The following is a 13,130-nucleotide window of genomic DNA, read 5'->3' as shown; positions in this document are numbered from 1 at the left end:
TTTATTGAATTTTCCAGAGACGGTTACCCGCACAATTACGCCACAGGATTATCTCCGGCCTATTCCGCAGGGACAACTGGATGCACTCCAGATGACGGCTGAGGAAAAGACTGCTTTCCAAAATCCTGGATATGATAATTGATTTGTGAAAAACAGACACAGGGTTAACGGATTTGTCTTGAATTGATTTAAATGAATCAATAGAGGGGAATGCTTCAAAGTGTCCCCCCTCCGTTTTTGTGTAAAATATTCTGTGCTTTGAAATTTCAAATGTTTTCGGGGAGAAGAGGGAAGGATCTTATGTTAACAGGTATTAAATCCACTCTGACTTGTTTAAGGATGTCTGTTTTGTAACTTTATTTGTCTAAAATAAGCCTCTATGGATGTAAATTTATGTTTAACTTTGGCTTCTCACCTGAAACTGAAGAAATCTTAAATTAAAAATAAAATCTAAATCCTGAATGAAAGTTGCCTTTTTGAAAAAGATGTTTATGATTGCTCTTGTGTCCTCTGCTCTTTTATCTTGTAGCAGTAGTGAGGAGACTATACTACAAACGTCAAAAACGTATGATAGACATAACTTTGCCAAAGGTGCTGATGTGAGTTGGCTGACTCAGATGGAGGCTGCTGGATATAAATTTTATAATGAAAATGGTCGTGAATCGGAATGCCTGAGTTTGCTCCGGGATATGGGCGTGAATGCCATCCGGCTGAGAGTCTGGGTGAATCCGGCTGACGGGTGGTGTAATCCACAGGATGTCCTGGTGAAAGCTATCCGGGCTCAGGACCTTGGGCTCCGGCTGATGATTGATTTCCATTATTCAGACACGTGGGCAGATCCGGGCAGCCAGACGGTGCCTGCAGCCTGGAAAGAGGATGGCTTGGAACAACTCAAACAGGATGTGGCGGATCATACCAAGGCGGTCTTGCAATCATTAAAGAATCACGGTGTTGACTCTGTGAAATGGGTCCAGGTCGGGAATGAGACAAGCTCAGGAATGTTGTGGCCCGTCGGTCAGGCTTCTGCAGGAAATACCGGGAATTTCTCCCAATTGGTTATGGCCGGTTATGATGCGGTCAAGAGTGTTTACCCTGCAACTAAGGTTATCATCCATATTGATGAGGGCAATAACCTGGACCGTTATACGTGGCTTTTGGACAGTATGAAGAAAGATGGTGCGAAATGGGATGTCATCGGGATGTCCCTTTATCCTGATGCTGACCACTGGAAGCAGGAAACTGAGGACTGTCTTTCAAATATCAAGACGCTTCATGAACGCTATGGATCGGAGGTGATGATCTGTGAAACTGGAGTCTTCTGGGATGCGGACTATGCCGATTCTTTCATGACCCAACTGGTGACTGGCGCTGCGGCTGTCAAGGACTGTCTCGGCGTTTTTTATTGGGAACCGGAATGCTATGGAGGATGGCAGGGGTATACGAAGGGGGCTTTTGATAATAGTGGAAAGCCGACACAGGCATTGGATGTTTTTAAAACGAAATGATGAATAAATTTGTTTGCAAGTGTATGTGTGAAGAGTTTAAGATAAAGTTATGGCAGGTTTCTTGAACTACTTAAAACTTTGAAATCAAGTAATTTAGATAGAATGAAGGTTAGAATACTATCAGTTTTATTACTTTTCTCTGTGTCTTGTGTGGCACAGGTGAGGAAGGTGGAAACGCTTACGGACGGCTGGCAGTTCAGTCGTGACGGAAAAGTATGGGAAACAGTAAGCATCCCGCACGACTGGGCAATTGCGGGTCCATTTGACAAGAAATGGGATTTGCAAAATGTGGCTATCGTCCAGAATGGCGAAAAAGAAAAAACGGAGAAATCGGGCCGCTCCGGGGCATTGCCCTGGATAGGCCAGGGCGTTTACAGGAGAACCTTCACGGTTCCGGCCAGGTATCAGCATGTCCTGTTACATTTTGATGGTGCTATGAGTGAACCGGAAATTGAGGTCAATGGGCATCATGCAGGCTCATGGGCTTATGGCTATAATGCCTTTCGGGTAGATGTAACCCCCTTTCTGCACCATGATGGCCGGGCTGATCATCTCGTAGTACGATTAAACAACAGGGCGGAGAGTAGCCGCTGGTATCCGGGGGGAGGACTCTATCGGCCGGTCACTCTGATCATGACGGGAAGGACTTATCTTGACCGCTGGAAAACTTTTATCCGTACTTTGAAAGCTGATTCAGCAGATGCTACCGTAGCTGCATCGGTCTTGGTTTCCGGAATTCGGAAGGGACAGAAGTATAATCTGCTTTTGGTCTTACGGGATCATCAAGGAAAGGTAATCGACAGGATGAGGAAAATGGTTGACGACAGGGGAAATGTGGATGCTCGGTTTCAGGTCAGGAAACCGAATCTCTGGTCTCCTGAAACTCCTTATTTGTATACTGTGGAAACGGGTCTTTTTCATAACGGTGTGCTGATAGATCAGCGAAGGGACCATATTGGGATCCGGACTATTTCTTTCTCCCGGGACGGTGGTTTCCGCTTGAATGGGGTGAGTAGAAAATTCAAAGGAGTTTGCCTGCATCATGATCTTGGACCTTTAGGGGCTGCCGTAAACAAGTCGGCGTTGATCAGGCAGGTGAGGATCTTGAAGAATATGGGGTGTGATGCTATCCGGACGGCTCATAATATGCCTTCTACAATGCAGATGGATGTTTATGATTCCCTGGGAATGATGGTGATGGCTGAAAGTTTTGATATGTGGATCTATCCGAAATGTAAGAATGGCTACTCCCGTTTCTTCAAGGATTGGGCAGACAAGGATATTACGAATTTAGTGTTGAATCATCGTAACCACCCTTCGCTCGTCATGTATAGTATAGGGAATGAAATTCCGGAGCAGGGAAGTGCTTTGGGAGTGGAGATCACAAAACGGCTGGAGGGGATCTGCCATCGTCTTGATCCGACACGACCGGTTACTCAGGGACTGGACAGGGCTGAAGATGCCCTGAGATCAGGTTTCGCACAGTCTCTTGATGTTCCAAGCTTCAATTATCGAGTTTTTAAGTATGATAAGAATATCAGTCAGTTGCCACAGGGATTTCTTTTAGGTTCCGAGACCGCTTCTACCGTGAGTAGCCGTGGTGTATATAAGTTTCCTGTTGTCTTCTCTGATCACCTGACTTATCCTGACGGGCAATGTTCCAGCTATGATACGCAGTATTGCTCCTGGGGAAACTTGCCGGATATTGATTTCGCAGCCCAGGAGGACAAACCTTATACGATCGGGCAATTTGTCTGGTCTGGTTTTGATTACTTGGGTGAACCTACTCCCTATGATTCCTATTGGCCCTCTCGAAGCAGTTATTTTGGTATTTGTGATCTCGCAGGTTTGCCTAAAGATCGTTATTATCTTTACCGTAGTGTCTGGAACAAGAAAGAACATACCATTCATTTACTTCCTCACTGGACCTGGCCGGGGCGTGAAGGTCTGGTTACTCCGGTATATTGCTATACGGACTATGATGAGGCTGAACTTTTCGTTAACGGCAGGAGTCAGGGCAGGATCAAAAAAAATCCGAAGTCAGTGCTTGACCGTTATCGGTTGAGATGGAATCATGTCATATATGAACCTGGTGAGTTGAAAGTTGTCGTTTATGATCAAAAAGGCAGGCCTGCCGGTCAGGAAATCATCCATACGGCAGGCGCACCGGACCATCTCGTCCTGTCGCCGGACCGGGATACGCTTTCAACCAGTGGTGAGGATCTGTCTTTTATTACGGTTTCTATGGTTGACCGGGCGGGTAATGAATGCCCGGAGGATGATCGTGAACTCTATTTCCGGGTGACGGGCTCGGGTAAGTTTGAGGCGGTCTGTAATGGGGATGCTACGTCTCTGGAATCTTTTAAACGTCCGCAGATGAAACTCTTCCATGGAAAACTGGTCGTTATCGTGAGAGGCGGGAAGATCAAGGGAGTCATTCACTTGGAGGTTACTGATAGAAAGGGGATGGACGGACGGTTGTCCGTCTATACGGAATGACTGGCTGAGGAGTGGGTAGGTGATACCGGTCTAAAATGCTTTGAGCCGGTACATGAATCCTATCTCTACGCGGCTGGTATTCTGGCCTTTGAGTCCGCACTTTTTGCTGAAAGCGTGGTGGTGTCCGATGAAAGCCAGGAAGAGGCGGAGGTCCTGCTGCCTGACCGGATAATATTCCAGAGAGCCTACGTAGCCGAGGCTTTTTCTGTAGTTCCTGAACTGCTGGATATGGCTTACACTGCTCGTCTCATAGGTGCCTTTGGCGACCAGATGCCATCGTGGGGAAAATTTCCAACTGGCTTTTGTGATAAACGAGTTGTAATGGACATCGCTGAAATAGAGATTCTCGCCAGCTTCCGGATGGGCTGCAGTCAACTCGTTACTTAGATCACTGGATGCAACTTTCAACAGGTCTAGCCCTGAGGAACTGTTCATCCAGTCGAGGTACCATTCAAATTTGGGTAATTTTAATTTCTGGCCTAGTACGAACATTCGTTCATATTTATGCCTTGCTTGTGTCCGGATATTCCAGGACCATTTTGTTTCCAGTTTCCCTCTGAAAAACATTCCGTCCCAGTTGATGATGCAGATTAGTGGATTCCGGGATGCGGTAGGGGTGTGATATTGTCGATACTGCGGCCTGTCACTTGTGCATGGGTGCCATATTCATCCTGTAATCGGTCATTATAGGCATTACATACTTGAAAGGAGAGGGTCTGGGTGGGTATAGGGCTGTAGTTGACGGCTGTACCGGACATGAATCCAACCAGATTGTTCAGCATGTCAGAAGGCTCATAGATGAAAATAGGATTTTCATCTATTTCAAAACCTCCCAACAGGAGACACATCTTTCCTGCCTCGGCACTGACCTTCTTGTTAAAGTGATAACCGATCATCATATAGTCTGTCGCTTTGGCAAAATTATCCTCTTGGCTGGCATCACTTGATCTGTTCAGGCGTTGGCGGAAGCGATAGAACAGCCGGTCTGTCAGATTACCGGTAATTTCAAATCTGAATTCCTTGTCCGCAAAATGTGAGGTCCATCCCTGGTCTGCCTTCCGATCTGCTGTGAAACTATAAGAAACATTGAAGAAAATATTGCATTTGTCATTTTTCTTCTTCAGATGGAGCAAGTCTTCGGCAAGGGATTCATAGCGGTTGTCTTCAGGGGTATTTGTACTTGCATTATTTTCCTGTGCAAACAAGGGTGCATAGCATGGGATCAGCGTCAATGCCATCAGAATAAGTTTTTTCATTGTAGATTATTTTTCTCTTACATCATTTTAAGCATTATCTAGTCTTTTCTTACCGTCCATTACTTCTGCATCACAATTTGAAAAAGTGTGTTTCCAGCATGGTGATCTGATAAGATAAAGTGAACCCTCCCGTATTTTACCTTGTTGTTTAGGTGGTTGCGCCCGGAGGCAGGAGGGAGTTGCTATTGCAAAGGTACAAAGTTATTTCTGAAAAAAAGAAAAATCAGCATCGAAATTCAGAATGGCGGGCATCCCTGCTGGATCTTTCATGGAGTGGATAAGGGGGATAAAGTGTAAGGAGGAACAGCTGCCAGAAAGAAAAAGGTATCATTCATCACGAATGATACCTTCTTATGTAGGCAATAATTGCCTGTTATATGCTGTTTGAAATCAGTTCTTATTGAAGCGATGGGACTTCAACATATTTTCCGGATCAAGGGCTGCATCAAGCTCTTCTTGCTTCATGAGTCCTTTTTCCAGTACGATGTCATAGACGGATCGGTTGGTCTGTAGAGCCTCTTTGGCAACGGCCGTGCTGTTGTCATAACCGATATAAGGATTGAGAGCTGTGACAATACCGATAGAGTTCTTGACCATATTATAGCAGTGTTCCTTGTTGACGGTAATGCCATTGATACATTTCTCTATCAGGGTGTCGATGGCATTGCGCAGCCACCACAGACTTTCGAAGAGACTCTCTGCAATGACAGGCTCCATGACGTTCAGTTCCAGTTGACCGGCTTCAGCTGCGAAGTTGACCGTGACATCGTTACCGATGACCTTGAAGCAGGTCTGGTTGGTCACCTCAGGGATGACAGGATTCACTTTACCCGGCATGATGCTGGAGCCCGGTGCCATTGGTGGCAGGTTGATCTCATTGAGTCCGCAGCGGGGACCGGAAGCCATCAGCCGCAGGTCATTGCAGATCTTGGAGAGTTTGATGGCCAGGCGTTTCAAGGCTCCGGACATACTGACGTATGCACCGGTGTCAGGAGTGGCCTCTACCAGGTCGGATGAAGAGATAAAGGTCTCTCCGGTGAGAGAGGTCAGGTTCTCTGCACAGAGCTTGGCAAATCCTGGTACAGCATTCAAACCGGTGCCGATAGCTGTTCCTCCCATATTGATCTCATGCAGGAGTTGTATGTTACGGCTTAGGTTAAGGATCTCTTCTTCCAGGTTGTCACCGTATGCATTGAACTCTTGTCCGATCGTCATCGGCACGGCATCCTGCAACTGGGTCCGTCCCATCTTTAATACATCGGAGAATTCTTTGCCTTTTGCCTTGAAAGCACTGATGAGGTTAGTCAGACTGCTGATCAGTCCTTTATTCATACGGATCAGGGCGTAACGGATGGTCGTCGGGTAGACATCATTCGTAGACTGCCCGCAGTTTACTTGATCATGCGGATCGCAGAACTGATATTCACCCTTTTTGTGACCCATAATCTCCAGTGCACGATTAGCGATCACCTCGTTTGCATTCATGTTCACGGAGGTACCTGCTCCACCTTGCATCATATCTATTGGGAACTGATCATGCAGTTTCCCGTCAATAATTTCCCGGCAGGCGGCTTCTATGGCGGCACCTACCTTCCCCTTGACAGCATCTAAGGTGATATTGGTCTTTACAGCAGCCAATTTCACATAGGCGATAGCAATGACAAAGTCGGGATAGTCACGCATCTTCTTGCGGGAGATGTGATAGTTGTTGATGGCACGTTGTGTCTGTACGCCATAGTAAGCTTCTGCGGGGATTTGGAGTTCACCCAATAAATCAGATTCAGTTCTGAATTTCTTTTCTTCTGCCATAATTGATTGTATTTAATAATTGATAATTTAGACAATCTCCTCTTGTCTGATTCTGAAATTGCTTTCCTTTTCAGGCAAGAGGATTGAAGCATATTTCCTGAAAACTTTAAAATGCTTTAATTCTATACATGAATCCCAGTTCAATACGACTGGTATTATAATTATGCAGGTCGCATTTGTGACTGAAATCATAGTTGTGGCCTACGTAGGCCAGGAAGATTCGGAGGTCTTGTTTCTTGATCGGATAGTATTCGATGGAACCGATATATCCAAAGCTCTTCCGGTAGTTTTTCAATTCTTCTATATTTTGTACACTCGCGGTCTCGTATGTGCCCTTGGCCATGAAGTTCCATTGAGGAGCAAATTGCCAGTTGACCTTTGAGATGAACGAGTTGTAATGCACATCACTGAAATAGGTATCCGGTGTCGTCATATAGCTTGCAAGGTCTGATGAAGCGATTCTCAGTCGGTCCAGTCCGTCAAAGGCTCCCATATAGTCAAAATACCACTGCAGGGTCCTCAGATTCAGTTTCTGGCCCAGAATGATCATCCGGCTGTATTTATGTTGTGCCTGTGTCTGGATGCCCCAGGACCATTTGGTCTGGAATTTATCCCCGAAAAAGCTTCCGTTCCAGTTGACGATATAAGTCAGTGGATTTTTCGCTTTGGTGAGAGCGGACACGGCTGTGAGAGAGTGCCCGATAGCCTTGGCATCAGTACCGTATTCATCAGAGAACTTGCCGTTGTAGGCATTGCTGACTTCTGCGGAAAAGGTCTGCGTCGGCAGTGGTGAATAGTTGACCACCACTCCGGCCATAAAGTTGTCCATATTATCTACCATGTCAGAATATTGATAGATATACATCGGATTCTCATCGAATTCGAACCCGCCCCATATCTGACACATCTTTCCGGCTTCTACACTTATCTTTGGATTGAAACGATAGCCGGCCATCATGATGTCCGTAGCTTTGGCAAAGTTGTCTTCACTCTGTGCATTCACTGACTTGTTCAGACGATGGCGGAAACGATAGTACAAATGGTCGGTCAGGTTACCTTTAATCTCCAGGCGTAACTGTTTGTCGGCAAAATGGGAGCTCCATTGCTTGTCGGCATCTCGGCCTTCTTGAAAACCGTAGGAGTAGTTGAAGTAGACATTGAACATCTCATTCTTTTTTTCCAGATTGAGGATTCTGTGAGCCAGTGATTCATAATCACCATTCTCACTGCCGCCATAACCTGTATTGTCTCCTTGTGCATATAGCGGACTGGCGCAGATGAGGAGTCCGAATCCGACTAACAATAATTGTTTTTTCATGGGAATGTGGATTAATATTCTTCAAAATACTTCTGGATCTGCTGCCAGTTGTGGGTCTTCGTGAGGGCAAGCATCAGGAGTATCCTGGCCTTTTGAGGGTTCAGGTTCAGGGAAGCCACAAAATGATACTTGGCATCATCTACTTCGCCGTTCAGGTTTGTAGGCCCTGTAGGCACACGACTGGAACGGACGATCTGAATGCCATCATTCTGTGCTTTTACGGCAATGGGGAAGACATCTTTATAGAAGTTGCCGTCACCGACGCCTGCGAGGACGATGCCGTCAAATTTGGCATTGACGAATGCCTGCATAGGTAGGGGTGAACAATTGGCATAACCATACACGATTCCGACCTTTGGCAGTTCTTTCATTCCTTCAACATCGAATTCTGAAGCTGTTCCCTGACGAAACGCTGGTTTGTACAAGTAGTAGGCTTTGCCATTATAGACATAACCTTCTTCTCCGGCGATGCCTCCTTTGAAGGTAGCACAGTCTGTCGTGTGGGTCTTGGTGACGAATTTCGCATCAAAGAGCTGGTTGTTCATACAGACCATGACGCCACGATTATGAGACTCTGGAGTGCAGAGGGCTGCGATACCATTGTAGATATTGGCTGGTCCATCAGCACTGATCGCTGTAGATGGTCTCATGGAGCCTACCAGTATGACTGGCTTGTCTGAGTGTACGGTTAAGGCTAGAAAGTATGCAGTCTCTTCCATTGTGTCTGTTCCATGGGTAACCAGAACACCGTCATAGCCTTCATCATTCAATAACTGGTTGATACGATGGGCAAGTTTAAGCCATACTTGATCGTTCATGTCCTGTGAACCGATGTTTACTAACTGTTCACCACTGACATCAGCCAGATCTTTGATTTGAGGAACGGCATTGATCAGGGTCTGGATGCCTACTTGTCCTGCCGTATAGGCTGAAGAGGATGAAGAGGCGGCCACGCCTGCAATGGTGCCACCGGTAGCAATAATGCGGATTTTGGGTTTAGCAAAAAGGGTGATGCTAACCAACAAACTGCAAAGTAAGAATAAACTACGTAATTTTCTCATAATGCTATTTTTTAAGTTTTATAATTGGTTCATTTACTTCTTGGATCAGTAAAAGAGTTTAACGGTCAGATAACTTATCCCTATAGCTACGATAGTCGTGATAAAACCCGGTAACTGGAAGGAATGGTTGATTACCCATTTCCCGATATGAGTGGTTCCTGTGCGGTCAAAACTGATGGCTGCAACTTCTGTAGGATAGTTCGGGAGGAAGAAATAACCATTGGCAGCAGGGAACATGACCACCAGGGCCAAGGGACTGATGCCTAATGCAATGCCTAAGGGGTAGAGCGTACGTACTGCAGCTGCCTGCGAGAACAGCATGATGGACATGATAAACAGGGCGATGGCAAACAGAAAAGGATATTGTGTGACAATGTCAGCAATATGGGTCTTGAAGAAAGCGAGGTTCCCGTTGAAGAAGGTGTCTCCCATCCAGGCTACACCAAAAATGGCTACCATCGCATTCATCCCTGCGGCAAAGATGTTTCCCTGTACGGCTTTTGCCGGTTTGGCTTTGCCTACAATGAGTATAAGGGATGATATGGACATCATGATCATTTCTATTGTCTGTGACATTTCAATAGGCGTTGAAACACCGTCCACCATAAAATGGGGCCTCATGCTGGGGAAGAGTCCGAAAAAGACAACAAGTAAGACGCCGAGGAAGAACACCAGGGTAGCCCATTTCGCACGGGGATTAGGGTGAAACTCTATGTTCTGCATCTTTTTCCTGTCTTCCTCGGGATTGATGATGCCTTCTTTGACACGGCGCTGGTATTCCGGATCATCCTTCAGATCCTTTCCAACGAAATTTTCTACAATGGCAGCTACCAGAATGGCGATGAAAGAGGCGGGGAGGCAGATCAGCAGTATATCTTTCAGTTGGATGCCCCGGCTGCCCAGCAGCTCTGAACTTAACAGGGCTGCGGTGGCTGCGGATACAGGACTGCCGGTAATCCCTAAGGAGGCGGCAATGGTGGCTACGCTCAATGGGCGCTCCGGACGGATCTTTTCATTCGTGGCGATCTCTGAAATGATGGGAAGTAAGGAATAGGAAGTGTGAGCTGTCCCGCAGACCAGACACAGCACCCATGTGCAAAGGGGACCGTAAAATGTGATCTGACTGGGATGCTTCCTGAGAAACTTTCCCGCCAGGCCGACCAGATATTCTATTCCGCCTGCCGCTTGCAGTGAAGCTGCGGCACAGATCACGCTGACGATGATCAGCATCACGTCTATAGGAGGGGTGCCTGGCTTGAGACCGAATAAAAATACGAGGATAAAGGTACCGACCATACCATAGATGCCGAGTCCTATACTGCCCACCCGTGCTCCAAGGAATATGAAGAACAGTACGATGAGAAATTCAATTAAGATTAAGGTAGTTGCCATAAATTGAGTTTTTAGCTTTCTTATTTGTCGCAAAGATAGGTTGACTTTAAGGAATTCTTGTTGCGCAATTCTGATTTTATTTTGTGAAATGCGAAACAAATTCAGTCAGAATGTAATGTTGGGGAGCCGAAAAAGTGTGTTTTCAGGGTTTCTGGCTTTACAAAAGTTGTGCATGACCGGAATGATAAAGCAATATGATTATTTTTACTTATAGAGTTATCCCTGTCTTTCATTTCTAAGGTTGTGTTCCAGGTTGGGAAATAAGGCACCTTCAGTCTCCTGTCTATAGGATAGGAATACAGGACAGGTTGGTTCCCACAGCGGTCTGTGGAAAATCATGATTCCTCAGGCTGCTGTGGGAACCAACCTTGTTGAGAGTTAATATCCCGGATTCTGAACCAGGTTTGGATCGATCTGGATCTGATCTAAGGGGATGGCCAGCCAATAGTTTTTAGGACTCTCGAAATCACGTGTCCCACTTTCTTTCATGTCTTCCAACTGGTAGAAATCCTTAGCCGTCTTCCCGGCAAGATTCCATGCTTTCTGGGTCCGCATCATTTCCTGTCCGGCTATTTTCCATCTGCGTATGTCGTGAAAACGGCGGCCTTCCATAGCCAACTCTATCGAACGCTCATCGTGCAAGACCTGGCGGAGTTGGTCTCCGGTCGGCATTCCTCCGACTCTTGCCCAAGAATCCTGGAATGTGGGAAGTCCACAGCGGGCGCGGATCTTGTTCAGATAGATCAGGCTCTGGCTGCTGAGGGTACCGTTATATTCAAAATCGGCTTCGGCATAGTCCAGGTATACTTCGGCCAGACGTATAATCGGAAAGATGTATGAACTGTTCGTATATGTCTTTTTGGTCCAGTCATAAGAATCAGCTTTGGAAACCCATTTCTGACAGTAATAGCCGTTGTCTGACTGGTATTCATGACTGACATTGCCGTCATTCTGTTGCATCTCGCCACGCCGGCATTTGAGGGTGATGGTCCCGCCCTGGATTTCATAACTTCCGCGGTCATAACCGATAGAAGCATAGAAACGGGGTTCCCGGTGTAAGTGGAAACAGGCGGTACTATCCCCGTTGGGGAGTTGTACGATGGAATAGGGGTTCAGGTCTTTTGTCTCGGGGTCAACATCCCATGGCAGTCCGTTATCCGTATAGTAGCGGTTGATGCAATCCCATGTAGGGATAAGGTATCCGCGGAACCCCTCTCCTGAATAACTGCTGATCCCTATTCTGGGAGCCATATTCTTGATGTCATACGATACGGTCCCCTGGTCGGCATAGCCGAAGAGAGTTTCTTTCATGTTGTCTAGATTGAATCTGCCGGAGGGACCTACGAATGCGTCATGGTAATTGTTCTTCCCTGTGGTGGCATCAGTCGTCGCTCCTCCGTAGAGTTGGTATCCGTTGGCTTCGCAGTAGTCTATGGCTTCTTTGGCTGCATCCAACGCCTTTTTCCACTTTTCTTTATCATAGGTCTGGTTGATCAGATTCGTGCCGTCGGGATTCTTGAAATTTGCATAGAACTCGCTGTTGCCGTTGACTAATGGTGATGCTGCATAGAGCAAAAGCCGGGCTTTAAGTGCCAGGGCTGCGGCTGCAGTAGCCCGGTTCATGTCATTGGGATCCCATTGTGCGGGAAGCAGTTTGGCGGCTTCTGTATATTTATCAGAGATGAAATCAACGCATTCGTCATAGGTGTTGCGTGGTAAATTCATTTCCGCAGGAGTGGTGTTCGGATCCATTTCTTTTTTCACCAGAATGATGGGGCCGTAATATTCCAGCATGATCTGATGGTAATAGGCAATCAGAAAAAGGGCTTCTCCTTTATAGTGATTCAGTGCTTCCGGGTCTATGCCCGGCACTTTGTCGATATTGTTCAATACATTATAACAGTAGCGGATTCCTTCCCATATTAATTTGGTCTGTACTCCGGTGGGATAGGATGCGGCAGTATTGCTCCATAATGAGTAGTAAGTTGATGTGGGTGATTCCAGCCCGTAAAGCAGACTCTTGAAGTGAAAGTATCTTACGGAACCATACCATCCGGTCATCAAATCATTGCCTGCCGTCCAATCCGGAAAACCTTGGGGATTGAAATAATTCGGGATTTGCGAATAGCAGGAAAGGACCATCTTTTCGGCGGAGTTTGGTGTCTTGTAGATATCTTCGATCGTTGCGGAGCTTTTGGGTACGACATCCAGGAAGTTGCATGAAGAGAGTGCAAGGAGCAGAAGTAGTATGATGCCTGGAGATGTAATGGATTTAATTTTCATAATGTAA

Annotated in this window: 10 protein-coding genes; 3 read left to right on the top strand and 7 right to left on the bottom strand. The window is 46.4% G+C overall.

Annotated features, from left to right (window positions below; translation table 11 throughout):
- Positions 1 to 4 precede the first annotated feature (4 nt).
- The 3 genes from ACYRYG_RS07335 (at position 5) to ACYRYG_RS07325 (ending at position 4,004) form a co-directional block, all read left to right on the top strand.
- Positions 5 to 142, top strand: coding sequence for a RagB/SusD family nutrient uptake outer membrane protein (locus tag ACYRYG_RS07335; protein WP_293419850.1), 138 nt, complete (start codon positions 5 to 7; stop codon positions 140 to 142).
- 319 nt (positions 143 to 461) lie between these two features.
- Positions 462 to 1,505 (top strand): glycoside hydrolase family 53 protein, encoded by a 1,044-nt coding sequence (locus tag ACYRYG_RS07330; RefSeq protein WP_460197907.1) that lies wholly within the window; start codon positions 462 to 464, stop codon positions 1,503 to 1,505.
- Between the two features lie 102 nt (positions 1,506 to 1,607).
- Positions 1,608 to 4,004 carry a DUF4982 domain-containing protein gene (locus ACYRYG_RS07325; RefSeq protein ID WP_460197906.1) on the top strand — a complete coding sequence of 799 codons (2,397 nt, stop codon included), beginning with the start codon at positions 1,608 to 1,610 and terminating at the stop codon, positions 4,002 to 4,004.
- Positions 4,005 to 4,034: 30 nt separating this feature from the next.
- Here ACYRYG_RS07325 and ACYRYG_RS07320 read toward each other — a convergent pair whose 3' ends face one another.
- The 7 genes from ACYRYG_RS07320 to ACYRYG_RS07290 form a co-directional block, all read right to left on the bottom strand.
- A complete protein-coding gene (locus tag ACYRYG_RS07320; RefSeq protein WP_460197905.1) occupies positions 4,035 to 4,571 on the bottom strand; it encodes a porin in 537 nt (178 codons plus the stop codon).
- Between the two features lie 23 nt (positions 4,572 to 4,594).
- Complete coding sequence (locus ACYRYG_RS07315; protein ID WP_460197904.1) at positions 4,595 to 5,260, bottom strand: porin; 666 nt, start codon at positions 5,258 to 5,260, stop codon at positions 4,595 to 4,597.
- Positions 5,261 to 5,650: 390 nt separating this feature from the next.
- A complete protein-coding gene (gene aspA / locus ACYRYG_RS07310) occupies positions 5,651 to 7,069 on the bottom strand; it encodes an aspartate ammonia-lyase (RefSeq protein ID WP_293419505.1) in 1,419 nt (472 codons plus the stop codon).
- A gap of 106 nt (positions 7,070 to 7,175) precedes the next feature.
- A complete protein-coding gene (locus ACYRYG_RS07305) occupies positions 7,176 to 8,387 on the bottom strand; it encodes a porin (protein ID WP_293425678.1) in 1,212 nt (403 codons plus the stop codon).
- Positions 8,388 to 8,398: 11 nt separating this feature from the next.
- Positions 8,399 to 9,448 carry a type II asparaginase gene (locus ACYRYG_RS07300; RefSeq protein ID WP_293419511.1) on the bottom strand — a complete coding sequence of 350 codons (1,050 nt, stop codon included), beginning with the start codon at positions 9,446 to 9,448 and terminating at the stop codon, positions 8,399 to 8,401.
- Positions 9,449 to 9,493: 45 nt separating this feature from the next.
- The gene (locus ACYRYG_RS07295) at positions 9,494 to 10,840 is read right to left on the bottom strand and encodes an anaerobic C4-dicarboxylate transporter family protein (protein ID WP_293419514.1); all 1,347 of its coding nucleotides are present in this window, start codon (positions 10,838 to 10,840) and stop codon (positions 9,494 to 9,496) included.
- 378 nt (positions 10,841 to 11,218) lie between these two features.
- Entirely contained in the window at positions 11,219 to 13,123 is a 1,905-nt protein-coding gene (locus tag ACYRYG_RS07290; RefSeq protein ID WP_293430094.1) for a RagB/SusD family nutrient uptake outer membrane protein, read from the bottom strand.
- Between the last annotated feature and the right edge of the window lie 7 nt (positions 13,124 to 13,130).

The sequence above is a fragment of the Segatella asaccharophila genome (assembly GCF_054687055.1).
This window is presented reverse-complemented; position numbering and strand designations above follow the sequence as displayed.